Raw genomic sequence first — 22,647 nt, forward strand, 5'->3', positions numbered from 1 at the left:
GCTGCCGTGACCCTGCTCGACGTGGCACGCGAGGCCGGCGTCTCGCCGAGCACGGTGTCGCGCATCCTGAACGGCACGGCCCGCGTCACCTCCGACAAGCGCCAGGCGGTCGAATCCGCCATCAGCAAGCTCGACTTCAAGCCCAACCTGTTCGCGCGCAGCCTGAAGACCGGCACCACGATGACCATCGGCATCCTGGCGCAGGACATCGAGAGCCCGTTCTACACGCGGGCGATGAAGGGCATCGAGACCGGGCTGCTCGGCAGCGGCTACGCGCCGATCATCGTCAGCGGCCACTGGGATGCGCGCGAAGAGGCCGAACGGGTGCGGCTGCTGATGACGCGCCGCATCGACGGCGTCGTGATCCTCACCGGCCACATGGACGATGCGCAGATCGTCGAGTTCGCGCGCCACCAGCCGATCGTCGTGACCGGCCGCCACCTCGACAGCCACAACATCATCGCGATCAAGCTCGACCAGGTGCGCGGCGGCTACCTCGCCACGCGCCACCTGATCTCGCTCGGGCACCGGCGCATCGCCCACATCGCCGGCGTGCGCGACCACGACGACGCGAAAGACCGCTACCAGGGCTACCTGCAGGCTCACGAAGAAGCCGGCCTGACGCCCGACCCCGAGCTGGTGGTGCAGGGCGACTTCACCGAGCCGGGCGGCCTGCTCGCGATGACGCGGCTGCTCGACGGCGGGCGGTCGTTCACCGCGGTGTTCTGCGCGAACGACCAATCGGCCTTCGGTGCGCGGGTGGTGCTGTACCGGCGCGGCATCCGGGTGCCGGACGACGTGTCGCTGGTCGGCGTCGACGACCTGCCGGCCGCCGCCTACCTGACGCCGCCGATCACGACGGTGCGCCAGCCGATCTACGAGATGGGCTTGTACGCGGCGAACGCGCTGCTCGGCATGCTGGGCCACACCGCCGAAGAGGTGCAGGTGCCGCCGCTGGAACTGATCGTGCGCGAGACGACGCGCCGGGTGTGATCCGTGGGCCGAGCGCCGGGCCGCCCCAGCCGGACCGCGCAGGCGGGCTTGGAGCCGCGGCCATCGTTCCCCGCGGAGGATCGGTCGATGTACCCATCGACCGAGGGGTCGTCATCTACCTGGCTTCGGCGTCTTCGATCTGCTGTTTGACTTTCCGGGCACCGCGCAAGACCAGCGTCTCGTCGAGCAAGGCCTGCGGCGCCACCGCGCGCGCCACTTCCTCGAGCGAATCCGGATCGGTCATCAGCGCATTCGCCAGCGCCGACAGCGCGCAGATCGAGCGCCGCGGCACCTGCGGCGGCAGTTCGCGCGTCGCGTTCACCGTCACATGGTGGCGCACGCTGGCCACGGCCGCCTGCGCCAGTCCCCAGCTTTCGCACAGTGCCGCGCCGAGCAGGTCGTGGCTGACGCCGAAGGCCTGGCTCTCGAGGTACATCAGTTCGGTGTCGTCCGCGGCCGACGCGAGCATCGGCTGGTAGACCGCCTGCGCGTGCTTGAACAGCACCGCCTTGCCGCATTCCTCGAACAGCCCGGCCGAATGCGCGCCCCACGGGTCGACGCTCAACACCTGGCCGATGCGGCCCATCAGCAGGCCGCGCACGCTGGCGCGTTGCCACATCGGTTCCAGTTCGGGCGCCGGCGGGAACACCGCGCGCAGGCCCATCTCGAAGGTGACGGCCGCGACCTCGCGCGTGCCGAGGTAGGTGACCGCCTGCTGCACGCTCTGCACGCGGCCCTTCAGGCCATACAGCGACGAGTTGACCGCCTTCAGCACGGCCGAGGCCAATGCCATGTCGCTTTCGATCAGCCGGGCCAGCGCCTGCAGGTTCACCTCGTCCTCGGCCAGCAGCAGGGACAGCTTGACCAGCGCCTCGGGCTGGGCGGGCACGTCGATGTTCAGCGAACGCAGCTTGGGGTCGATGACAGGCATGGCGGAATCCGGGTCGTAGAGCAGTTCTTCACGTTCGATGCTACGCAGCGGGGCCGCCGCCGATCCGTCGAACAGGCAGGAATTCCAGGCGTTGTTGGCACCTTTGGCGACTCGGCGACGATCTGCCGCACGGATTCGCCGACACTGCACGGGTTCATCCGCCGCCCACGACAGGCGGAGAACTCGATCGCGCATGAGCCGCGCCCTGGAGGGGGATGTCCTGATGTTGAACTTTCGCATTCGCGGGCTGCCGAGCCTCGTCGCCGGCCTGCTGGTCGGTGCCACCGTCGCAGTCGCCGCACCGGCTGCCGATTTCTCGGTCGCCGCCCCACCGGCCTGGGTCGAGGCCATCGCACCGGACATCGCGGCTTCGGTGCCCACCGAGCAGTTGAGCGCCGGGGTGCATTACCTGCTGACCGACACGCAGACGCGCGTCGACGCCCAGGACCGCACGACCTACCGGCATATCGCGATGAAGGCGGCGAACCAGTCGGGGGTCGAATCGGTGGCGCATGTGCAGATCGGCTTCGATCCGGCCTACCAGGTCCTGACCTTGCACTCGATTCGCTTGCACCGGGACGGCCGCACCATCTCGAAGCTGAATGCCGCGGCCGTCAAGGTGCTGCAGCAGGAAAAGGAACTCGAATACCGCATCTTCGATGGCAGCAAGACGGCGCACGTCTTCCTCGAAGACGTGCGCGTCGGCGATGTCGTCGAGTACGCCTACTCGGTGCGCGGCAGCAACCCGGTGTTCGGCAATCGGCAGTTCGGTCGCATCGAGCTCCAATGGAACGTGCCCGTCCATCAACTGGTCGCCCGGTTGATGTGGCCCGCGGGGCGCAAGCTGGCGCTGCAGCCGCTGCGCACCGCGTTGCGCCCTGTCGTCACGGAGCACGACGGCCTGATCGACCAGCGCTGGGAAGTGCGAGACGTGGCGCCGCTGGTCGTCGAGGCCGGCGCCCCGGACTGGTTCGATCCCTACCCCTTCGTGCAGTGGAGCGAATTCGCCGACTGGGCCGCCGTGGCCCGTTGGGCCGAACCGCTGTACCGCAGGCCCGTCGTCCTGGGGCCGGCCTTGCGTGCGGAAGTCGACCGCATTGCGGCCGCCGGCGGCAGCCTGCCGTACAAGGCCGCGAAGGTGCTGCGCTTCGTGCAGGGCGAGATCCGCTACCTGGGGGTCGAGGTGGGCCCGGGCTCGCATGCGCCGACCTCTCCCGACACCGTGCTGGATCGGCGTTTCGGCGACTGCAAGGACAAGTCGCTGCTGACGGTCACGATGCTCGAGGCGCTCGGCATCGGGGCGCGCCCGGCGCTGGTGCACACCGCTTCGCGCGGCACGATCGCCGACCTGCAGCCGACACCCGGCGCCTTCAACCACGTGGTGGTGCGGGCCGAGGTGGACGGTGCGACCTACTGGCTCGACCCGACGCGGTCGCCGCAGCCGGGCACGCTCGACACGCTGGTGCAGGCCGGCTTCGACCGCGCGCTCGTCATCGGCGCCGGCACCACCGGGTTGAGCGACATGCCGGCGGCACCGCAGCAGCATCGCGAGGTGCGCATGCTGATCGACGCCAGCGACGGCCTCGACAAACCGGTGCGCATGACGGTCGTGACCATCGCCGACGGCTCCTGGGCTGAGTCGATGCGAGACAGCCTCGCCACGACCAACCGCGACGACCAGCAGAAGAACTACCTCAACTTCTACGCGCGCTACTACCCGGACCTCGCGGTCGAACGCCCGATCACGGTGGCCGACGACGGGTATGCCAACCGGGTCACGGTGACCGAGAGCTACCGCATCCCCACGTTCTGGACACGCAACGAGGGCAAGAAGCGGCTGGAGGCCGGCGTGTTCGCGCCGGACATGGAAGACGCGCTGCGCGGACCGCGCCAGACGCGCCGCGACGCCCCGCTGGCGCTGGGCCTGCCGACCGAGTTCCTGCACACGGTGGAGGTGCGGCTGCCCGAGGACTGGCCGATCTAGCCGGAACACACCGAGGTCAAGGATGCGGCCTTCCGCTTCGAGCACACCGTCGGCGCCAGCACCGATCGCCGGACGGTCAGCCTGCGCGAGCGGCTGGTCTCGCAGGTCGATCACGTCGCCGCCGCCGATGCGCAGCGCTATGCCGGCAACCTGGAGCGCGCGCGCGGCAGCCTCGGCTACAACTTCTACAAGTACGACGCGGCGGCACTGCCGGCGGCCGCTGGCGGTTCGGGCTTCAACTGGCTGGTCGCCTTCCTCGGCGTCATGTTCGCCGGTCTCTGGTGTGCGCTGGCGTGGAAGCTGTACCAGTGGGATCCGCTGCCCCGGCCGTCGGTGCAGGACCCATCGCTTGCCGGCATCAGCGGCTGGCTGGTGTTCGCGGGCCTGTCGCTGGTGGTCGCGTCAGTGCGGCTGGCGCTCGACATCAGGGAACTCCTGCCGAGCTATTCGCTGCAGACCTGGAACGCGGTGACCGCCGTCGGGCAGAGCGCCTACGACCCGATGTGGGCGCCGTTGCTGCTGATGGAACTGGCCGTCAACCTGGCCAAGTTGATCTTCTTGATCCTGATCTTGGTGCTGTTCTTTCGCCGCCGCAGCAGCCTGCCCACGGTGATGATCGCGTGGCTGGTGTTGTCGCCGCTCGTCCATGCAGCCGATCTGCTGCTGGTCGCCCAGCTGGACAAGCACGACGCCGGCCAGTCGATGCGCGACTGGGCCGAGCTCGGCCGCACCGTGTTCTTCAGCCTGCTGTGGACCCTGTACTACCTGCGTTCCAGACGGGTGGCGGCAACGTTCACCCATCGCCTTGGAACCGGGCTCCGAGCGGCCCCCGCCATCGCCGAAGGCGTCAGCGCAGAAACGCGTCCCAGCCCGTCTTGAGGATCAGCGCCGACACGACGGCAATGAACACGCCGCGCACGAAGCCCGCGCCGTGCTTCAGCGCGAGGCGCGTGCCGAGCAGGCTGCCGATCACGTTGGCCACCGCCATCGTCAGCGCGATGTGCCACCAGACGTGGCCCTTGATCGCGAACAGCGCGAGCGCGGCGAGGTTGGTCGCGGTGTTCAGCAGCTTCGCGCTGGCGCTCGCGTTCAGGAAGTCGTAGCCGAGCAGGCGCACGAACAGGAACACGAAGAAGCTGCCGGTGCCGGGGCCGAAGAAGCCGTCGTAGAAGCCGATCACCAGCCCGATGCCGCTGGCCAGCAGCGCCTGCGTGCGGCCGGTGTGCAGCGGTGCGTGCGTGCGCCCCATGTCCTTGCGCGCCAGCGTGTACGCGAGCACGCCGATCAGGATCAGCGGCAGGGCCTTGCGCAGGCCGTCGGCGCTGACCAGCGTGACGGTCCAGGCGCCGCTCAGCCCGCCGACCAGCGCGGCCACCGCCGCCGGCAACAGCGCGCTCCACTGCAATTGCACCCGCTTGGCGAATTGCGCGGTGGCCCAGCCGGTGCCCCAGACGCCCGCGCCCTTGTTGGTGCCCAGCAGCGTCGCCGGCGCGGCGCCGGGGTAGACGCTGAACAGGGCCGGCACCAGGATCAGCCCGCCGCCACCGACGATGGCGTCGATGAAACCAGCGAACAAGGAGGCGAGCGTGACCGTGACGAGATCGAGCATGCGGAAAGGAGGGCGTCCAGAATGGAAAAGGGCGCCAGGATCACCTGGCGCCCTTCGCATTTTGTCATCGGTCCGGTCGCTCGCTGGAGTGCCGGCCTGTCGGTGTGTCGCAGCCTTGAACGCGTGAATGACGCGACCCTGGATGCGTTGTGTCTGTCTCCTCAGTCCCCCGCCCAGCCGGTCATCCGGGGATGTCGGCCGCGAGTGGGCGGATTTTGGGAGCAGGCCTCCACGCACGCACTAGGTGTTTTCCTGCACCGTTACAGGGCAGCGCTGTCCCGCAGCAAGGGGATGCGCAGGATCACACGCGTGCCCTGGCCGGACGCGCTTTCCACCGCCACCGCGCCGCCATGCAGCTCCGCGATGCGCTTGACGATCGCGAGCCCGAGGCCCTTGCCGCCTTCGCCGGTGGCCGGCGCCACATTGGTGCGCGCCTGGTAGAAGCGATCGAACAGATGCGGCAGGTCGGCCGCCGGGATGCCGGGCCCGGTGTCGCCGACGCTGACCTCGGCCTGCGTGCCGGCGCTGGCGGCCGCGAGCGTGACGCGGCATCCGGGACCACAGAACTTCAATGCGTTGTCGACGAGGTTCGCGATCGCGCGCTCGAACAGTTCGACATCGACCTGCGCCGGCACCGGCGCGTCGCCGGGCTCGGCCAGCAGCTCGACGCCCGACTGCGCCGCACGCTCGGCGAAGCGCAGCTGGATGTCGTCGAGCAGCTCGCGCAGGTCGACCTGCTCGGCGCGCAGCTGGAAGCTCGGCTCGTCGAGTGTCGCGAGGTCGCCCAGCGCCTTCACCAGCCGCGACGCATTGCGCGTGTTGCGCAGCGCCACCTCGACCAGCCGGCGGTCGTCGGCGCGCGCCGCATCGCCGGCCCAGCGCGCCTCCAGCGTCTCGAGGCAGGCATCGGTGGCGGTCAGCGGCGAACGCAGGTCGTGCGACAGGTTGCTGACCGCCTCGCGCCGGAAGTGATCGAGCCGGCTCAGCGCGTTCCACTGCCGCTGCAGCGTCGCGAGCATCGCGCCGAACGCCCGCGTCAGCTGCCCGAACTCGTCGGCCGTGGCCGGCGGCAGCAGCGGCTGCGCATCGGCCGCGCCTTCTTGCAGGCCTTTCTCCGACAGCATCGCGACCGCCTCGGTGAGACGCCGCAGTGGGCGCGTCACCGACGCGATGACCATCGCCGCCAGCAGCGTGGTCAGCATCACGATGCCGGCGATCACGCCGAGCGCCGGCCGCGCGACGCTCGCGCTCAGCACCTGCCAGCGGTCGGCCGGCAGGTCGGCCTTGTGCGCCACCAGGTAGAGGTAGCCGGCCAGGTTGTCGCCGCCGCGGATCTGCGGGCGGCCGATCGGCCGCGCGGCGATCACCGCATCGGCATCCATGCGCTCCGGGTCGTCGCCCATCACGTACGACGACGCCTGCGACGACACCGCCTGCCGCACCGGATCGATCGCGACGCGGAAGCCGGGCGCGAGCTTCGCCGAACCGGTGCTCGCCAGCACTGTGCCCTGCGGGTCGAGCAGGTAGAGCTGGGTGTCGGGCTCGAACAGCACCAGGTTCTTCAGGAACGCGTCGAAATCCTCCGGATGCCGCTCGCGCATCTCGAACAGGTTGTCGTACATCGCAACGACCCGGCCGAGGAAGACCGTCGAACGCTGGTAGGTGGTCTCGTGCTCGAAGCGCTGGAACGCGAAGGCCACGCTGGCGATCACCGCCAGCGCGGTGACGAGGCCGGTCGCGACGATCGTCAGCGCGATCTTCAGGCGCACGCTCATACCGGGCCGAGCGCCGGGCCGCCCCAAGCCGGCCCGGATCCCTTCGGGGGATCGGCCGGTGTACCCGCCGGACGAGGGGTTGTCATTGCGGAGCGTCGCGCATCTTGTAGCCGGCGCCGCGTACCGTGAGGATCAGCTGCGGGCGCATCGGGTCGGCCTCCAGCTTGGCCCGCAGCCGGTTGATGTGCGTCGTCACGGTGTGCTCGTAGCCGTCGTGCGTGTAGCCCCACACCGCATTCAGCAGTTGCCCGCGCGAGAACACATGCCCCGGGTGGTTCGCGAAGTGCAGCAGCAGGTCGAACTCCAGCGCGGTGAAGTCGATCTCCTCGCCGCGGTAGCGCACCTGGCGCTTGGTCGGCAGGATCTCCAGGTCGCCGTTGCGCAGCGTGCCGGACTGCGCCTGCGCACCGGCCTGGGCGGCGCGCAGCAGGTCGGCGCGGCGCAGCAGCGCCTTCACGCGCGCCAGCAACTCGGCCAGCGAGAACGGCTTGGTCAGGTAGTCGTCGGCACCCAGCTCCAGGCCGAGCACGCGGTCGAGCTCGGTCGCCTTGGCGGTCAGCATCAGGATCGGCGTGCTGCGGCCGCGCGCGCGCAGCGCCTTGCAGACCTCCAGCCCGTCCAGCCCCGGCATCATCAAGTCGAGGATCAGCAGGTCGCTCGCCTGCTCGTTCTGGCTGGCCAGCGCCGCGATGCCGTCGGCCACGGCCGTCACGGCATACCCCGAGTTGCTGAGGTTCAGCACGATCAGATCGCGGATGTCGGTCTGGTCTTCGGCGACGAGGATGGTGGCGGGCATGGGGGCATTGTCGTGCGGGCCGAGGCGCTTCTTACGCGCCCCGCTTGAAGCGGAAAGGCGCATCCTGAGGCAAATGTGATCTTCCTGTGAGGTTCGGCGACGGCGGCGCGAGGTGCGCTGGCCACAGTCATGCCCATCGACAACGACCGATCCAGGAGCCCACGATGCATGCCACCGCCACCGCTGCTGCCAGCCTCGCCTTTCCGCCTGCCGCCGCGGTGTCGTGGTCGGAGATGGTGTCGCACCGCGGCTACCTGGTGCGCTTCGCGCAGCGCAAGCTGCACGACCCGATGCTGGCCGAGGACGTGGTGCACGACGTGTTCGAGGCGGTGATCGCCGGCCGCGCGAGCTTCGGCGGGCGCGCCGCGCTGCGCTCGTGGTTGACGGCGGTGCTGAAGAACAAGATCGTCGACCTGGTGCGCCAGCGCGCCGGCCACGACAGCCTGGACGCGCAGTGGCTGGACGACGACGGCGAGGCGATCGGCGCCGCCGCGCTCGAATGCCCGCAGGCCCGGCCGGACGAAGTGGCCGAGCAGCGCCAGCAGCTCGACCGGATGCTGGCGCGCATCGAGGCGCTGCCGACCGGGCTGCGCGACGCGATGCGGCTGCGCGTGCTGCACGACCAGCCGACCGAGCAGGTGTGCGCGGCATTGGCCATCACCGAGGACAACCTGTTCGTGCGCTTGCACCGCGCGCGCAAGCAGTTGCTGTCGTGAAGCACCGCACGGGCCACATATGGTCATAAGCAAACGTTCGTTGTAGGCCGCACGCGCGCTCAGCAGAATCACGCACCTACTCATGCGTGCGCCGCGACACCCCCGCGGCCATGCCCACGCGAATGAATTTCCAGCAACTGCGGTCTGTCCGCGAGACCGTGCGCTGCGGCTTCAACCTGACCGAGGTGGCCGCGGTGCTGCACACGTCGCAGCCCGGCATCAGCCGGCAGATCCGCGAGCTCGAGGACGAGCTCGGCATCGAGATCTTCGTGCGCGCAGGCAAGCGCCTCACCGGCCTCACGCCGCCCGGCGAGGCGGTGCTGCCGATCGTCGAACGCCTGCTGCTCGACGCCGAGAACCTGCGCCGTGCCGGCGATGAATTCAGCGCGCAGACCAGCGGCCGGCTGTCGATCGCCGCGACCCACTCGCAGGCCCGCTACGCGCTGCCGGCGGTCGTACGCGACTTCCGCCAGCTGTACCCGCAGGTCACGCTGAACCTGCACCAGGGCTCGCCGAAGCAGGTGGCCGAGATGCTGCTGTCCGGCGAGGCCGACATCGGCATCGCGACCGAGGCGCTGGCGAGCTACGAGCAGCTGGTGGCGCTGCCGTGCTACCGCTGGACGCACAGCGTGGTGGTGCCGATCGGGCACGACCTGCTGAAGCAGGAGGGCCCGCTGACGCTGCAGCGCCTGGCGCGCTACCCGATCATCACGTACGACGTCGGCTACACCGGCCGCACCCACATCGACGAGGCCTTCGCCGCCGAAGGGCTGAAGCCGAGCGTGGTGCTGACCGCGATGGACGCCGACGTGATCAAGACCTATGCCGAGCTCGGCATGGGCGTGGGCATCGTCGCGTCGATCGCGTTCGACCCGGAACGCGACCGGCAGCTGCGCGCCATCGATGCGCGCGAGCTGTTCGCGGTGAACCTGACGCGGCTCGCGGTGCGGCGCGGCACCTGGCTGCGCGGGTACGTCTACTCGTTCATCGAGGCATTCGCGCCGACGCTGACGCGCGACGCGGTGGAGCGGTCGTTGAACGGCGAGGCGGTGGAGGAATAGCCTGGCTCGTTGACTGCGCAGGCCTTCGACAGGCCCGCGCGCCCTCAGATCATCGCCGCCGGATCCGGCAGCTCGTCGCTCGCGAACCGCTGCACCCGCCGCGGCCTCAGGTGCACCTTCGACCCGGTCGCCAGCTGCAGCCGCTCGCGCAGCCCCTGGTACTCCGAGCGCGGCAGCTCCACGTCCACATAGCTGCCGTCGTCGTCGCGCTTGAACTCCAGCCGGGTGTTCGGCCCGACCGTCAGCGCCTGCGACAGCGTCACCGCCAGCGTGCCGTCTTCGGCCGTGCCGAGGATCTGCAGCTCGTGCGGGCGCACATAGCTCACTTCTTCCGACGCGGTGTCCGCGCCGCTGCGCCCGAAGCGACCGTGGAACAGGTTCACATCGCCGAGGAACTGCAGCACGAACGGGGTCGCCGGGTGGTCGTACACCTCGTCCGGCGGGCCGTCCTGCTCGATGCGGCCCTGGTTCATCACGACGATGCGGTCGGCCACCTCCATCGCCTCTTCCTGGTCGTGCGTGACGAACACGCTGGTCACGTGCATCTCGTCGTGCAGCCGGCGCAGCCAGCGGCGCAGTTCCTTGCGCACCTTGGCGTCGAGCGCGCCGAACGGCTCGTCCAGCAGCAGCACCTTCGGCTCCACCGCCAGCGCGCGCGCCAACGCGATGCGCTGCCGCTGGCCGCCGGACAGCTGGTGCGGGTAGCGGTCGGCGATCCAGTCGAGCTGCACCAGCTTCAGCAGGTCGGTCACCTTGGCCTTGATCGCCGCATCGCTCGGCCGCGTGGCCTTCGGCCGCACGCGCAGCCCGAACGCGACGTTCTCGAAGATCGTCATGTGGCCGAACAGCGCGTAGTGCTGGAACACGAAGCCGACCTGGCGTTCGCGCACGTCGGTGTTCGTCGCGTCCTCGCCGTGGAACAGCACGGTGCCGCTGTCGGGCACTTCCAGCCCCGCGATGATGCGCAGCAGCGAGGTCTTGCCCGAGCCCGACGGCCCGAGCAGCGCGACCAGCTCGCCGGCCGGGATGTCCAGGTTCAGGTTGTCGCAGACGACGGTCTTGCCGAAGCTCTTCTTCAGGTTGCGGACTTCGATGCTCATTCTGGAAACCTCATTCCGACCGGCCTTCGGCCGACTTCTTCTGCGCGCGCACGCGGCGCTCGACCAGGTACTTCAACACCAGCGTGACGAGCGCGAGCCCGGCCAGCAGCGAGGCCACCGCGAACGCGGCCGCGAACTGGTATTCGTTGTAGAGGATCTCGATGTGCAGCGGCATCGTGTTGGTCTGCCCGCGGATGTGGCCCGACACGACGCTGACCGCGCCGAACTCGCCCATCGCCCGCGCGTTGCACAGGATCACGCCGTACAGCAGCGCCCACTTGACGTTCGGCAGCGTGATGCGCCGGAAGATCTGCCAGCCGTTGGCGCCCAGCACGCGGGCCGCCTCTTCCTGCTCGGTGCCCTGTGCCTGCATCAGCGGGATCAGCTCGCGCGCGACGAACGGGAAGGTGACGAACACCGTCGCGAGCACGATGCCCGGCACCGCGAAGATCACCTTCAGGTCATGGTCGCGCAGCCATTCGCCCCACCAGCCCTGCAGGCCGAAGATCAGCACGTAGATCAGGCCGGAGATCACCGGGCTAACCGAGAACGGCAGGTCGATCAGCGTCAGCAGCAGGTTCTTGCCGCGGAACTCGAACTTCGCGATGCACCAGGCGGCGGCGATGCCGAACACCAGGTTCATCGGCACCGAGATGCCGGCGGCGATCAGCGTCAGCTTGATCGCCGACAGCGCGTCGGGGTCGGCGATCGCGGCGAGGTAGACGCCGACACCTTTCTTGAACGCCTCGGCGAACACGATCGCGAGCGGCACGAACAGGAACAGCGTCAGGAACGCAAGCGCGATGCCGATCAGCGTCCACTTGACCCACGCGGGTTCGGTGGTGGCTGACTGCAGCGCCTTCGGAGCGAGCGCGGGCCGAGCGCCGGGCCGCCCCAAGCCGGCCCGCATCCCCTCGGGGGATCGGCCGGCGTACTCGACGGTCGAGGGGTTGTCGTTCATCGACCCTGCCTCGCTCTCGTCCACGCCTGCAGCCCGTTGATCGCCAGCAGCATCGCGAACGCGCTGACCAGCATCACGACGGCGATCGCGGTGGCGCCGGTGTAGTCGTACTGCTCGAGCTTCGTGATGATCAGCAGCGGTGTGATCTCGCTGATCAGCGGCATGTTGCCGGCGATGAAGATCACCGAGCCGTATTCGCCGAGCGCCCGCGCGAACGCCAGCGCGAAGCCGGTGAGCAAGGCCGGCGAGATGATCGGGAAGATCACTTTCGCGAAGGTCTGCAGCCGCGACGCGCCGAGCGTGGCCGCGGCCTCCTCGATCTCCTTGTGCAGGTCTTCCAGCACCGGTTGCAGCGTGCGCACGACGAAGGGCAGGCCGATGAAGGTCAGCGCGACGAACACGCCGAGCGGCGTGAAGCTGACCTTGAACGGCAGGAAGCGACCGATCCAGCCGTTCTGCGCGTACAGCGCCGTCAGCGCGATGCCGGCCACCGCGGTCGGCAGTGCGAACGGCAGGTCGACCAGCGCATCGACCAGCCGCTTGGCCGGGAATTCGTAGCGCACCAGCACCCACGCGACGACGAGGCCGAACACCGAGTTCATCAGCGCGGCCGCGAACGACGCGCCGAAGGTGAGCCGGTACGACGCGAGCACGCGCGGCGCGCTGACGGCGTCCCAGAACGCCGGCCAGGTCATCGTGGCCGTCTTCAGGAACGCCGCCGACAAGGGCAGCAGCACGATGAAGCTCAGGTACAGCAGCGTGAAGCCGAGCGCCAGGTCGAAGCCCGGCAGCACGCTGTGCCGCTTCAGCAGGGTGCGGGTGAACAGCACGTTCAGCGCTTACTTCTTCGCGGCGGCGAGGATCTGGTCGTAGATCGCGCCGTCGTCGAAATGCTCCTTCTGCGCCTTGGTCCAGCCGCCGAAGACCTCGTCGATCGTGAAGGTGTTGACCTTCGGGAAGTCCTTCGCGTGCTTCGCCAGGATGGCCGCGCTGCGCGGGCGCAGCTGGTGCTTCGCGGCGATCTCCTGCGCCTCGTCGCTCCACAGGAACTTCAGGTAGGCCTCGGCCTGCTTGCGCGTGCCCTTCTTGTCGGCCACCTTCTCGACCACCGCAACCGGGTTCTCGGCCAGGATCGTGCTCTTCGGGTAGACCACCTCGAAGTTGTCGCCGAACTCTTCCTTGATCAGGTTGACTTCGGATTCGAAGGTCGACAGCGCGTCGCCGATGTTGCGCTGCGCGAAGGTGGTGGTCGCCGCGCGGCCGCCGCCGTCGAACACCGGCACGTTCGCAAAGATCTTCTGCACCAGCTCGCGCGCCTGCGCCGGCGTGCCGCCGGCCTTGATCACCGAGCCCCACGCGGCCACGTAGCTGTAGCGGCCGTTGCCGGTGATCTTCGGGTTCGGGATCACGACGCTGGTGCCCGGCTTCGCGAGGTCGCCCCAGTCCTTGATGCCCTTCGGGTTGCCCTTGCGCACCAGGATCACGGTCAGCGAGGTGGTCGGCGCCGCATTGTTCGGCAGGCGCTTCGCCCAGTCTTCCGGCAGCAGCTTGCCGCGGGTGGCCAGCACGTCGATGTCGCTCGACTGGTTCATCGTCACGACATCGGCCTCGAGCCCGTCAAGCACCGCGCGCGCCTGCTTGCTGGAGCCGCCGTGCGACTGGTTGATCGCGACGTCTTCGCCGGTCGACGCCTTCCACGACTTCTGGAACGCCGGGTTGATGTCCTTGAAGAACTCGCGCGCGACGTCGTAGCTGACGTTCAGCAGCGTCGGCCCGGCCGCACGGGCAGGCGACAACGCGAGCAGCGCGGCAGCGCCGACGCAGGACAACAGGAGGGCGCGGCGCGCGGCCAGGAGGCGGGTGGACATGGTGGTTCAGCCGCCAACGACGCGGCCCGGGCAAAAGGGAGCGCCGATGTTACGGACGGACATCGCGACGGCGAACGACTCAATCGGCGGATCCTTATGAGTTTTTCGCACAAGCGCCTCGACAGCAGCGCGCTGACGCGCCTGCCGTCGAATATTGGAGCCGGTGCTTACTTCTTGTTTTTCCGTTGCATCACTTCGCGTAGATCTGGTCGAACACGCCACCGTCGGCGAAATGGGTCTTCTGCGCCTTGGTCCAGCCGCCGAACACCTCGTCGATCGTGAACAGGTTCAACTTCGGGAATTGCTTCTCGTACCTGGCCGCGACCTTCGGGTCGAGCGGGCGGTAGAAGTTGCGGGCCGCGATCTCCTGGCCCTCCGGCGTGTAGAGGTACTCGAGGTAGGCCTGGGCCACCTCGCGGGTGCCGCGCTTGTCGACCACCTTGTCGACCACCGACACCGGCGGCTCGGCCAGGATGCTGGTCGGCGGGTAGACCACGTCGAACTTGTCGGCGCCGAATTCCTTCAGCGACAGGTAGGCCTCGTTCTCCCAGGCCAGCAGCACGTCGCCGATGCCGCGCTCGGCGAAGGTCACGGTGGCGCCGCGCGCGCCCGAATCGAGCACCGGCACGTTCTTGTAGACCTTGGCGATGAACTCGCGGGCCTTCGCGTCGTTGCCGCCGTTGCGCTTCAGCTCGAAGCCGTAGGCGGCCAGGTAGCCCCAGCGTGCGCCACCCGAGGTCTTCGGGTTCGCGGTGACCACCGACACGCCGGGCTTGACGAGGTCGTCCCAGTTCCTGATGCCCTTCGGGTTGCCCTTGCGCACCAGGAAGATGTAGGTGGAGCTGTATGGCGTGCTGTTGTGCTGCAGGCGCTTCTGCCAGTCGGTCGGCAGCAGCTTCGCGCGCTGGGCGATCTCGTCGATGTCGTAGGCCAGCGCCAGCGTGACCACGTCGGCATCGATGCCGTCGATCACCGAGCGGGCCTGCTTGCCCGAGCCGCCGTGCGAGGCCTTGATCGTCACGTTGTCGCCGGTCTTCGCCTTCCAGTACTTGCTGAAGGCGACGTTGTATTCCTGGTAGAGCTCGCGCGTCGGGTCATACGACACGTTGAGCAGCGTGATGTCCTTCGCGAGGGAGACGCCGGCCGTGGCGGCGAGTGAGAGCGAGAGCAGCGCGTGGCGAACCACGTGGCGAAGAGAGCGAGCCGTCGTCATGAAATCGTCCTGGTGGGCGGCACGAAGCCGCGGGGAGGATGCGGATGGTAGGCAGGCGTCCTCGCACGGGAAACGAATCAAAACTTCCGTTCTTATGCGTTTTCTGATTCAAAGGCCATCAGACGGCAGCGCGCGGATGCGGGCCGGCATGCCTTCGAGGCCGGCTTCGCGGACGCCGGGCAGGTTGCCGTCGACCGCGCTCTGCACCAGGCGGGCCAGCGTCTGCAGGTGCGGCATGACGGTGCCGAAGAACAGCGGCGTGTCGCCGCGCGCGATCAGCAGCGTCGGGAAGTTCTCGACGTCGATCGGGCCGAGCACCTCGTCGTTGTCCTCGATGTCGACCCAGGCGAACCGGGCGCCGGGGTGTTCGCTGCGCAGGCTGTCGAACAGCGGCTCGTATTCCCGGCAGGTGCCGCACCAGGCGGCGCAGAGACAGGCGATGAGAAGGGGTTCGGAGGCGGGCATGGCCGCCAGTGTGCCAAGAGTCGCAATCGCCCGTGGCCCGGATGCCAATCAAGGATGTGTTCCCCGGATGGGCATCCGGGCTACACGGCAAAACGCCAACCGGACGCCGGCAAGGGCTCAGCCACCTCGACGCCCGGCGTTTGCAGCACCCGCTGCAGCACCCGCTCCTCCAGCGCTGCGAATGCCGCGTTGCCGCGCGAGCGCGGCCGCGGCAGTGCGATGCGCTCGTCCAGCGCGACCCGGTGGTCGTCGATCAGCAGCACGCGATCGGCCAACGCGACCGCCTCGGACACATCGTGCGTCACCAGCAGCGCGGTGAAGCCGTGCCGCTGCCACAGCGATTCGATCAGCGACTGCATCTCGATGCGCGTCAACGCATCGAGCGCACCGAGCGGCTCGTCGAGCAGCAGCAGCCGCGGCGCATGCACCAGCGCACGCGCCAGCGCGACCCGCTGCCGCTGCCCGCCCGACAGCACCGCCGGCCAGTCGTTTGCGCGATCGGCCAGGCCGACCTGCGCAAGCGCTTCGAGCGCCCGTTCGCGCGCATCGGCCGCGTCCAGGCCGAGCGCGATGTTGTCGATCACGCGCTTCCACGGCAGCAGCCGCGCATCCTGGAACATGAAACGCAGGTCGCCCTGGTGCTGCGCGAGCGGCTCGCCGTCGAGCGTCAACACGCCATCGCTCGCGTCCTCCAGCCCGGCCACCAGCCGCAGCAGCGTGCTCTTGCCGCAACCGCTGCGCCCGACGATCGCGACGAACTCGCCCGGCTCGATGCGCAGGTCGATGCCCGACAGCACCTCGCGCTCGCCGAAGCGCTTCGAAAGGCCATGCAGCTGCAGCCCGATACCGGCCGGCGCGTCGCGGCGCGGCGCGGCGGTGCTCGATTCGCGCACCGTGACATCGGCCGCTGACGCCCCGACGAACGCCAGACTCTCGAACTCGATCTGCGACGGCAGCATCCCGATCCTCTTGAACATCATGCGGCCACCCGGTATGCGGGGTTCCATCGCAGCCACCAGCGTTCGAGCGCCCGGGCCAGCACGTCGGCCAGCTTGCCGAGCAGCGCGTACAGCAGGATGCCGACCAGCACCACGTCGGTCTGCAGGAACTCGCGGGCGTTCATCGTCATGTAGCCGATGCCGGCCTGCGCCGAGATGGTTTCGGCGACGATCAGGATCACCCACATGAAGCCGAGCGAGAAGCGCACGCCGACCAGGATCGACGGCAACGCGCCCGGCAGGATCACGTGCCGGTACAGCCCCCAGCCCGACAGCCCGTAGCTGCGCGCCATCTCGATCAGCCCCTTGTCGACCGAGCGGATGCCGTGGAAGGTGTTCAGGTACAGCGGAAAGAACACGCCGAGCGACACCAGGAACAGCTTCGCCGATTCCTCGATGCCGAACCACAGGATCACCAGCGGGATCAGCGCGAGCGGCGGGATGTTGCGCACCATCTGCAGCGTGGTGTCGAGCAGCGTCTCGGCCGCGCGCAGCGAACCGGTCAGCAGCCCGAGCGCGAGCCCGAGCCCGCCGCCGATCGCGAAGCCGGCCAGCGCGCGCCCGGTGCTGGTCGCCACGTGCCGCGCCATCTCGCCGGACAGCAGCAGCGACCAGAACGCCTTCACGACCGCCAGCGGCTCCGGCAGCACCCGCGTCGACAGCCAGCCGCCGCGCGACGACAGCTCCCACGCCAACAGCACGCCGACCGGCAGCAGCCACGGTGCGATGCGCCGCCATGCAGCAGGGAAGGTCGGTCCGGACGGCGATCTGGATGTCGATGGCATGGTGCTCAGCTCTGGGAAACCTTCGGCACGTAGGTGTTGGCCACCACCTCGCCGAACGGGCCGGTGAGCACCTGCCCGGCCAGCCGCTCGCGCAGGTTGACCGGCAGCAGAGGGAACACCAGTTCGGCGAAGCGGTGCGCTTCTTCGAGATGCGGGTAGCCGCTGAGGATGAAGTACTCGAGACCGAGCGCCGCGTACTCCTGGATGCGGTCGGCCACCTGCTGCGGGTCGCCGACCAGCGCGGTGCCGGCCCCGCCGCGCACCAGGCCGACGCCGGCCCACAGGTTCGGCGACACCTCCAGCCCCTCGCGCACGTTCTTCGGGTTGAACCTGCCCTTGTTCAGCTCCGCCATGCGGCGCTGGCCGACCGAATCCATCTGCGCGAACTTCCGCTGCGCGCGAGCGACGGTGGCCTCGTCGAGGTGCGACACCAGCTCGGCTGCGGCACGCCAGGCCTCGTCTTCGGTCTCGCGCACGATCACGTGCAGGCGGATGCCGAACTCCAGCGTGCGGCCGTATTTGGCCGCACGCGCGCGGATGTCGGCCACCTTGGCCGCGACGGCTTCGGGCGGCTCGCCCCAGGTCAGGTAGGTGTCCAGCTGCTGCGCCGCGAGTTCGTGCGCCTCGTCGGACGAGCCGCCGAAAAAGACCGGCGGGTACGGCTTGTTGACCGGCGGGTACAACACCTTCGCGCCCTTCACGCGCAGGTGCTCGCCGTCCAGGTCGACCGCTTCGTTCTCGTGGCTCTTCGCGAGCACCTCGCGCCAGATCGTCAGGAACTCGCGCGACAGCTCGTAGCGCTGCGCGTGCGGCAGGAACAGCCCGTCGCCTTCCAGTTCTTCGGCATCGCCGCCGGTCACCAGGTTCACCAGCAGCCGCCCGCCGGACAAGCGGTCGAAGGTGGCGGCCATGCGGGCCGACTGCACCGGCTGCACCAGGCCTGGCCGCAGCGCGACCAGGAACTTGAGCCGGCGCGTCGCGTCGATCAGGCTCGCGGCGAGCACCCACGAGTCTTCGCAGGAGCGGCCGGTCGGCAGCAGCACGCCTTCATAGCCGAGGCTGTCGGCGGCGATCGCGACCTGCTTGAAATAGTCGAAGGTCGCGGCGCGTGCACCCTTGCTGGTGCCGAGGTAGCGCGAATCGCCGTGGGTGGGGATGAACCAGAGGATCTTCATAGGGATGTCGAGGTGGGGGACCAGGCGATGTCGGCGACGCGCACTGCCTGCGGGATCAGGCCGAGCCGCGCGAACGCATCGGCCACACGCTGCTGGTCGGCGACGATCGACGGCGTCAGCGGCGCAGTCGGCGAGACCGGCCGACGCGAGATGAACAGGTGCACGGTCGCAAGGCTCAGACCGCTGAAGTCGGCGATCAGCTGCGCCGCCTCCTGGCGGTTCGCTTGCACCCAGGCGTCGGCACGGGTCAGCTCGGCCAGCAGCGCAAGCACGGTGTGCGGGTGCTGCTCGGTGAGCGCACGCGATGCGAGGTAGAACGAGTTGTTGCTCGACAGGTCGCGGCCTTTGGCGAGCACCCGCGGCGTCAGGTCGAGCTCGACGGCGGCGTAGTACGGGTCCCAGATCGCCCACGCGTCGACACTCCCGCGCTCGAACGCGGCGCGCGCGTCGGACGGCGCGAGGTACACCGGCTGGAGGTCGGTCCAATGCAGCCCGGCCCGGTCGACCGCGCGCACCAGCAGGTAGTGGGCGCTCGACCCCTTCTGCAAAGCGACCTTGCGGCCCTTCAGGTCGGCCAACGTCTTCAGCGGCGCATCGGGCTTCACGAGGATCGCCGACGACAGCGGCTTCGGCGGCTCGGCGCCGACATAGCGCAGGTCCTTGCCGGCCGCCTGCGCAAACACCGGCGGCGTGTCGCCGGTCAGCCCGAATTCGAGGCTGCCGACGGCCAGCGCTTCCAGCAGCTGCGGGCCGGCCGGGAACTCGATCCACTTGACGCTGCTCGCGGCGAAGCGCTTCTCGAGCGCGGCCTGCTGCTTCAGCACGACGAGGTTGACGGCCGCCTTCTGGAAGCCGATGCGCAATTGGGCCGGCGCCGGCTCGTTGGCACGCGCGGCGCCGGCCAGCGATGCCGCGGCCGCACCGAGCGCGGCCTGCAGCAGTTCACGACGTGTCGCACTCATCGCGTGCTCGCGGTCTTCAACGAGGTCGGCAGCGCGTCGGAGATGCGGATCGCCTTCGGGATCAGCTTCAGCTCGAAGAACGAGTCGGCAATCTTCTGCTGCTGCGCGGCCACCGCCGGCGTGATCGGCACGATGCCGTAGGCGAAGCGGCTCGCCGCGACCTCGGCCACGCCCGGGTCGAGCCCGATCTGCGGCGCGAGGAAGGCAGCCACCTCGCGGCTGTTGCCTTCGGCCCAGCGATCCAGCTTGGCGAGTTCCTCGACGATCGCGCGGATCACCTGCGGCTGCTTGTCGGCATAGGGGCGCGACGCGAGGTAGAACTGGTGGTTCGCCACCAGCCCCTTGCCATCGGCGAGCACGCGCGCGCCGAGTTGCTTTTCGGCCGCCGCGAGGAACGGATCCCAGATCACCCAGGCGTCGACGCTGCCGCGTTCGAAGGCGGCGCGCGCATCGGCCGGCGCGAGGAACACCGGCTGGATCTCGCTGTACCTGACGCCGGCCTTTTCGAGCGCCTTGACCAGCAGGTAGTGGACGTTGGAGCCCTTGTTCAGCGCGACCTTCCTGCCCTTGAGCTCAGCCACCGAGCGGATCGGCGAGTCCTTGCCGACCACGATGGCTTCGCCGGCCGGTGCCGGCGGCTGGTTCGCGACGTAGACCAGGTCGGCACCGGCCGCCTGCGCAAAGATCGGCGGCGCTTCGCCGACGGTGCCGAAATCGATCGAGCCGACGTTCAGGCCTTCGAGCAACTGCGGGCCGGCCGGGAATTCGGTCCACCTGACGTCGACGCCTTGCGGGGCGAGGCGCTTCTCCAGGTCGCCGCGCGCCTTCAGGATCGTCAGCGTGCCGTACTTCTGGTAGCCGATGCGCAGCTCGGTGCGGTTCTGCCCAACGGCCGGACCGGCCACGAGGCCCAGGGCCAGGCCCAGCACGAGGCTGAGGCGCGTCGAGAACAGCGAAACGATCAGCAGGTTCATGGCGGTACTTCCAGAAAAAGACACCCCGGCCCGATGCGGCACCGGGGTGCCGAATCACCCGGCGTTCAAGGCAAGCGGGCGAGGAGACAGGGGTTGCAGTGCGCGGTCGAGGCGTTCGACCAGCGCGTCATCGGGGACGTAGCCGCCGGATTCGTGCGGCACCAGTTGCGCATCGGTGGCGAACACCCCGTCGAGGATGTCGCGCGCCCCGAGCGCCGACAGCACCGGCTTCAGCGCGTAGTCGAGCGCCAGCAGGTGCGCGAGGCTGCCGCCGGTGGCCAGCGGCAGCACGGTCTTGCCGCGCAGGCCGTCGGTGGGCAGCAGGTCGAGGAACAGCTTCAGCAGGCCGCTGTAGGCCGCCTTGTAGATGGGGGTCGCGACCAGCAGCAGGTCGGCGTCGCGCACTTCGTCGAGCGCCGCACGGATCGGCGCGTGGCGCGCATCGGCATGCAGCAGCGGCGCGGCCGGCAGCTCGCGCACCGCGATCAGCCGGCTGCTGTCGGCGGTGCCTTCAAGGCGCGTCTGCGCGAGCTGGAGCAGCCAGCCCGAACGCGACCGGAGGGAAGGACTGCCGGAAATGCTGACGATCTTCATGGCGGGTCGGGCGGGGGTGAGGCCCGGTGATGACAACGAGCCGCCACGATAGGGAAGGGGCTTGCGAACGCCAACGAATGAAAGCGGTTTTGCTTATAGGCTGGGCGCATAGGCCTGCGCGCCGATCGGGTTGAGTCTCGGCTCGTTGCTTGCCTATGGCGCCATCGTCAAAGCACCTGATCCCGCAGCTGCGGAAACACCGCCCCCACCTTCCCAAGCAGATAGTCTCCATAGATCCCGTCGAACGCATGCGGATTCGCACGGTCCCACCTCGACGCGCTGTCGTCGCCGGCAGGCGGCAGGCCTTCGATCGGCTGCACCCGCGCATCGAACGCCGGGTCGAAGAAGAACGGGAACGACAGCCGGTCGCGTCCCGAGGTGTTGAGCCGCACGCGGTGCGGCGTCGAGCGGTACAGCCCGCCGGTCATGCGGTCGAGCATGTCGCCGATGTTGCAGACGAAGCTGTGCGGCAGCGGCGGCGCCTCGATCCAGCCCGTGCGGGTCTTGACCTGCAGCCCGCCGACGTCGTCCTGGCGCAGCAGCGTCAGCAGGCCGTAGTCGGTGTGCTCGCCGACGCCCCATTGCGCATCGATGCCGGCCGGCACCGGGCGCGTCGGGTAGTTGAACAGCCGGAACAGGATCAGCGGATCGGCGGTGCAGCGCTCGGCGAAGTAGCCGGGCGGCAGCGCGAGGCTCTGCGCGATGCGGCGCATCACGCGGTGGCCGAGGCCGGTCAGCGCGCTCATCGTTGCCAGCAAGGTTTCGCGGAAGCCGGCCAGCGCCGCGTGCTCGGGGAACAGGTTGCGGCCGTGCACCGGCATGCGGGCCTGCACGCGCGGGTCGTCGTCGCCCAGTTCCTCGCCGAGGTACAGCCCTTCCTTCCAGTCCGGGCGGCCCGAGGTCAGCTCGCCGCCCAGCGGGAAGTAACCGCGCCAGGCCCGGCCGCCCAGCGCCATGCGCCACTGCAGCTTGGTCGGCTCGTCGAGCGCGAAGAAGCGCCGGCTCAGGTCTTCGAGCCGCGCCATCAGCGCCTCGTCGACACCGTGGTTCACGGCGTAGAAGAAGCCGTGCGCCCGACACGCCTCGCCGATCTGCCGCGCGACCGCGGGCTCGGGCAACGCGAGGTCGATCACCGGCAGGTGCTGCTGAAGCGAAGTCGCCAAGGTGTTCATCGGGCACCAGCATAGACGCGCTCCATTCGATTTCGCATGTCCCGAAGAAGGAGGATGGACATCCGCCGTCCGTCAGCTAGACTGCCGCGCACAAGCAGAACATCAAACCGAACGGGAGCGGGTTTGAAAGATTCAGTGGCCATCGAGCAGGCGCAATCGCATTCGCCGAGCGGAGACGACGAGCGCGCCGCGGCCTCGCAGGCGCGCCATCCGGGCGAGGCGGCGTTGCATGCGCTGTGCCTGGTCGCCCGGCTGCACCAGGTGCCCGCCGACCCCGCGGCGCTGCTGCACCAGCTCGGCAAAAGCCCGAGCGAGCCGGTGTCCACCGACGACCTGTTGCTGGCGGCCAGGCACCTGGGCCTGAAGGCCAAGCTGTCGTCCACCACCATCGAGCGGATCGAACTCGCCGCGTTGCCGGCACTGGCGGTGATGAACGACGGCCGCGTCGTCGTCCTCGCGCAATGCGACGGACAACGTGTGCTGTTCCGCGACGTTCGCACCGACAGCGCCCGCCC

At 69.1% G+C, this 22,647-nt stretch carries 23 protein-coding genes; 6 read left to right on the top strand and 17 right to left on the bottom strand.

Features of this window, described 5'->3' with window-relative positions; all coding sequences use genetic code 11:
* Positions 1 to 6: 6 nt before the first annotated feature.
* Positions 7 to 993 (top strand): LacI family DNA-binding transcriptional regulator, encoded by a 987-nt coding sequence (locus FHT26_RS22090; RefSeq protein WP_349238202.1) that lies wholly within the window; start codon positions 7 to 9, stop codon positions 991 to 993.
* 115 nt (positions 994 to 1,108) lie between these two features.
* Here the strand turns inward: FHT26_RS22090 and FHT26_RS22095 are convergent, their stop codons facing one another.
* Positions 1,109 to 1,924: an HDOD domain-containing protein gene (locus tag FHT26_RS22095; protein WP_056804679.1), complete on the bottom strand. Its 816-nt coding sequence runs from the start codon at positions 1,922 to 1,924 to the stop codon at positions 1,109 to 1,111.
* Between the two features lie 223 nt (positions 1,925 to 2,147).
* On the opposite strand from FHT26_RS22095, the gene FHT26_RS22100 reads away from it, so the two are divergent.
* Positions 2,148 to 3,908: a DUF3857 domain-containing transglutaminase family protein gene (locus FHT26_RS22100; RefSeq protein WP_168562247.1), complete on the top strand. Its 1,761-nt coding sequence runs from the start codon at positions 2,148 to 2,150 to the stop codon at positions 3,906 to 3,908.
* A 264-nt stretch (positions 3,909 to 4,172) separates the two neighbouring features.
* A complete protein-coding gene (locus FHT26_RS22105) occupies positions 4,173 to 4,787 on the top strand; it encodes a DUF2569 family protein (protein WP_168562248.1) in 615 nt (204 codons plus the stop codon).
* Here FHT26_RS22105 and FHT26_RS22110 read toward each other — a convergent pair.
* The 3 genes from FHT26_RS22110 to FHT26_RS22120 form a co-directional block, all read right to left on the bottom strand.
* Positions 4,756 to 5,517: a TSUP family transporter gene (locus FHT26_RS22110; protein ID WP_168562249.1), complete on the bottom strand. Its 762-nt coding sequence runs from the start codon at positions 5,515 to 5,517 to the stop codon at positions 4,756 to 4,758. The two genes, FHT26_RS22105 and FHT26_RS22110, sit on opposite strands and share 32 nt — an antisense overlap.
* A 260-nt stretch (positions 5,518 to 5,777) precedes the next feature.
* Positions 5,778 to 7,292, bottom strand: coding sequence for a sensor histidine kinase (locus tag FHT26_RS22115; RefSeq protein ID WP_168562250.1), 1,515 nt, complete (start codon positions 7,290 to 7,292; stop codon positions 5,778 to 5,780).
* An 82-nt stretch (positions 7,293 to 7,374) separates the two neighbouring features.
* On the bottom strand, positions 7,375 to 8,088 hold the full coding sequence (locus FHT26_RS22120) for a response regulator transcription factor (RefSeq protein ID WP_168562251.1): 714 nt from the start codon (positions 8,086 to 8,088) through the stop codon (positions 7,375 to 7,377).
* A 164-nt stretch (positions 8,089 to 8,252) separates the two neighbouring features.
* Here FHT26_RS22120 and FHT26_RS22125 point away from each other — a divergent pair, with 164 nt between their 5' ends.
* Together FHT26_RS22125 and FHT26_RS22130 are read left to right on the top strand one after the other, a co-directional pair.
* Complete coding sequence (locus tag FHT26_RS22125; RefSeq protein WP_168562252.1) at positions 8,253 to 8,804, top strand: RNA polymerase sigma factor; 552 nt, start codon at positions 8,253 to 8,255, stop codon at positions 8,802 to 8,804.
* Between the two features lie 122 nt (positions 8,805 to 8,926).
* Positions 8,927 to 9,865, top strand: coding sequence for a CysB family HTH-type transcriptional regulator (locus FHT26_RS22130; protein WP_168562280.1), 939 nt, complete (start codon positions 8,927 to 8,929; stop codon positions 9,863 to 9,865).
* A gap of 44 nt (positions 9,866 to 9,909) precedes the next feature.
* Here the strand turns inward: FHT26_RS22130 and FHT26_RS22135 are convergent, their stop codons facing one another.
* From FHT26_RS22135 to FHT26_RS22195, 13 genes are all read right to left on the bottom strand, one after another.
* Positions 9,910 to 10,965: a sulfate/molybdate ABC transporter ATP-binding protein gene (locus tag FHT26_RS22135; protein WP_168562253.1), complete on the bottom strand. Its 1,056-nt coding sequence runs from the start codon at positions 10,963 to 10,965 to the stop codon at positions 9,910 to 9,912.
* A gap of 10 nt (positions 10,966 to 10,975) precedes the next feature.
* Positions 10,976 to 11,926, bottom strand: coding sequence for a sulfate ABC transporter permease subunit CysW (gene cysW, locus FHT26_RS22140; protein ID WP_490362806.1), 951 nt, complete (start codon positions 11,924 to 11,926; stop codon positions 10,976 to 10,978).
* Complete coding sequence (cysT, locus tag FHT26_RS22145) at positions 11,923 to 12,756, bottom strand: sulfate ABC transporter permease subunit CysT (RefSeq protein WP_168562254.1); 834 nt, start codon at positions 12,754 to 12,756, stop codon at positions 11,923 to 11,925. The genes cysW and cysT overlap by 4 nt, the downstream gene beginning before the upstream one ends.
* Before the next feature lie 9 nt (positions 12,757 to 12,765).
* Positions 12,766 to 13,794, bottom strand: a complete 1,029-nt coding sequence (locus FHT26_RS22150) for a sulfate ABC transporter substrate-binding protein (RefSeq protein ID WP_168562255.1) — start codon at positions 13,792 to 13,794, stop codon at positions 12,766 to 12,768.
* A 190-nt stretch (positions 13,795 to 13,984) separates the two neighbouring features.
* The gene (locus FHT26_RS22155) at positions 13,985 to 15,007 is read right to left on the bottom strand and encodes a sulfate ABC transporter substrate-binding protein (protein ID WP_168562256.1); all 1,023 of its coding nucleotides are present in this window, start codon (positions 15,005 to 15,007) and stop codon (positions 13,985 to 13,987) included.
* A gap of 108 nt (positions 15,008 to 15,115) precedes the next feature.
* The gene (locus tag FHT26_RS22160; RefSeq protein WP_168562257.1) at positions 15,116 to 15,472 is read right to left on the bottom strand and encodes a thioredoxin family protein; all 357 of its coding nucleotides are present in this window, start codon (positions 15,470 to 15,472) and stop codon (positions 15,116 to 15,118) included.
* An 80-nt stretch (positions 15,473 to 15,552) separates the two neighbouring features.
* Positions 15,553 to 16,431, bottom strand: a complete 879-nt coding sequence (locus FHT26_RS22165; protein WP_168562282.1) for an ATP-binding cassette domain-containing protein — start codon at positions 16,429 to 16,431, stop codon at positions 15,553 to 15,555.
* 17 nt (positions 16,432 to 16,448) lie between these two features.
* On the bottom strand, positions 16,449 to 17,255 hold the full coding sequence (gene ssuC, locus FHT26_RS22170) for an aliphatic sulfonate ABC transporter permease SsuC (RefSeq protein ID WP_168562258.1): 807 nt from the start codon (positions 17,253 to 17,255) through the stop codon (positions 16,449 to 16,451).
* Between the two features lie 5 nt (positions 17,256 to 17,260).
* Positions 17,261 to 18,430 carry an FMNH2-dependent alkanesulfonate monooxygenase gene (gene ssuD / locus FHT26_RS22175; RefSeq protein WP_168562259.1) on the bottom strand — a complete coding sequence of 390 codons (1,170 nt, stop codon included), beginning with the start codon at positions 18,428 to 18,430 and terminating at the stop codon, positions 17,261 to 17,263.
* Positions 18,427 to 19,392, bottom strand: a complete 966-nt coding sequence (locus FHT26_RS22180) for a sulfonate ABC transporter substrate-binding protein (protein WP_168562260.1) — start codon at positions 19,390 to 19,392, stop codon at positions 18,427 to 18,429. Before FHT26_RS22180 ends, ssuD begins: the two co-directional genes overlap by 4 nt.
* Positions 19,389 to 20,366, bottom strand: a complete 978-nt coding sequence (locus tag FHT26_RS22185) for a sulfonate ABC transporter substrate-binding protein (RefSeq protein ID WP_168562261.1) — start codon at positions 20,364 to 20,366, stop codon at positions 19,389 to 19,391. The genes FHT26_RS22180 and FHT26_RS22185 overlap by 4 nt, the downstream gene beginning before the upstream one ends.
* Positions 20,367 to 20,420: 54 nt before the next feature.
* The gene (gene ssuE, locus FHT26_RS22190; RefSeq protein WP_168562262.1) at positions 20,421 to 20,960 is read right to left on the bottom strand and encodes an NADPH-dependent FMN reductase; all 540 of its coding nucleotides are present in this window, start codon (positions 20,958 to 20,960) and stop codon (positions 20,421 to 20,423) included.
* Positions 20,961 to 21,127: 167 nt separating this feature from the next.
* Positions 21,128 to 22,132 carry an isopenicillin N synthase family oxygenase gene (locus tag FHT26_RS22195; protein WP_168562263.1) on the bottom strand — a complete coding sequence of 335 codons (1,005 nt, stop codon included), beginning with the start codon at positions 22,130 to 22,132 and terminating at the stop codon, positions 21,128 to 21,130.
* A 123-nt stretch (positions 22,133 to 22,255) separates the two neighbouring features.
* On the opposite strand from FHT26_RS22195, the gene FHT26_RS22200 reads away from it, so the two are divergent.
* The coding region (locus FHT26_RS22200; protein ID WP_246868043.1) for a cysteine peptidase family C39 domain-containing protein at positions 22,256 to 22,647 on the top strand (392 nt) is incomplete at its 3' end.

The sequence above is a fragment of the Rhizobacter sp. SG703 genome, from assembly GCF_012275445.1.
Classification (GTDB): domain Bacteria; phylum Pseudomonadota; class Gammaproteobacteria; order Burkholderiales; family Burkholderiaceae_C; genus Rhizobacter.

Excerpts from the sequence above, each read along its gene's own strand:
- FHT26_RS22165 (WP_168562282.1), bottom strand. The coding sequence starts at position 16,431 with ATGCTGCCGTCGCAGATCGAGTTCGAGAGTCTGGCGTTCGTCGGGGCG.
- FHT26_RS22130 (WP_168562280.1), top strand. The coding sequence starts at position 8,927 with ATGAATTTCCAGCAACTGCGGTCTGTCCGCGAGACCGTGCGCTGCGGC.
- FHT26_RS22100 (WP_168562247.1), top strand. The coding sequence starts at position 2,148 with ATGTTGAACTTTCGCATTCGCGGGCTGCCGAGCCTCGTCGCCGGCCTG.
- ssuD (WP_168562259.1), bottom strand. The coding sequence starts at position 18,430 with ATGAAGATCCTCTGGTTCATCCCCACCCACGGCGATTCGCGCTACCTC.
- FHT26_RS22110 (WP_168562249.1), bottom strand. The coding sequence starts at position 5,517 with ATGCTCGATCTCGTCACGGTCACGCTCGCCTCCTTGTTCGCTGGTTTC.
- ssuE (WP_168562262.1), bottom strand. The coding sequence starts at position 20,960 with ATGAAGATCGTCAGCATTTCCGGCAGTCCTTCCCTCCGGTCGCGTTCG.
- ssuC (WP_168562258.1), bottom strand. The coding sequence starts at position 17,255 with ATGCCATCGACATCCAGATCGCCGTCCGGACCGACCTTCCCTGCTGCA.
- FHT26_RS22195 (WP_168562263.1), bottom strand. The coding sequence starts at position 22,132 with ATGAACACCTTGGCGACTTCGCTTCAGCAGCACCTGCCGGTGATCGAC.
- FHT26_RS22185 (WP_168562261.1), bottom strand. The coding sequence starts at position 20,366 with ATGAACCTGCTGATCGTTTCGCTGTTCTCGACGCGCCTCAGCCTCGTG.
- FHT26_RS22155 (WP_168562256.1), bottom strand. The coding sequence starts at position 15,007 with ATGACGACGGCTCGCTCTCTTCGCCACGTGGTTCGCCACGCGCTGCTC.
- FHT26_RS22150 (WP_168562255.1), bottom strand. The coding sequence starts at position 13,794 with ATGTCCACCCGCCTCCTGGCCGCGCGCCGCGCCCTCCTGTTGTCCTGC.
- FHT26_RS22125 (WP_168562252.1), top strand. The coding sequence starts at position 8,253 with ATGCATGCCACCGCCACCGCTGCTGCCAGCCTCGCCTTTCCGCCTGCC.
- FHT26_RS22135 (WP_168562253.1), bottom strand. The coding sequence starts at position 10,965 with ATGAGCATCGAAGTCCGCAACCTGAAGAAGAGCTTCGGCAAGACCGTC.
- FHT26_RS22180 (WP_168562260.1), bottom strand. The coding sequence starts at position 19,392 with ATGAGTGCGACACGTCGTGAACTGCTGCAGGCCGCGCTCGGTGCGGCC.
- FHT26_RS22160 (WP_168562257.1), bottom strand. The coding sequence starts at position 15,472 with ATGCCCGCCTCCGAACCCCTTCTCATCGCCTGTCTCTGCGCCGCCTGG.
- FHT26_RS22105 (WP_168562248.1), top strand. The coding sequence starts at position 4,173 with ATGTTCGCCGGTCTCTGGTGTGCGCTGGCGTGGAAGCTGTACCAGTGG.
- FHT26_RS22120 (WP_168562251.1), bottom strand. The coding sequence starts at position 8,088 with ATGCCCGCCACCATCCTCGTCGCCGAAGACCAGACCGACATCCGCGAT.
- FHT26_RS22115 (WP_168562250.1), bottom strand. The coding sequence starts at position 7,292 with ATGAGCGTGCGCCTGAAGATCGCGCTGACGATCGTCGCGACCGGCCTC.
- FHT26_RS22095 (WP_056804679.1), bottom strand. The coding sequence starts at position 1,924 with ATGCCTGTCATCGACCCCAAGCTGCGTTCGCTGAACATCGACGTGCCC.
- cysW (WP_490362806.1), bottom strand. The coding sequence starts at position 11,926 with ATGAACGACAACCCCTCGACCGTCGAGTACGCCGGCCGATCCCCCGAG.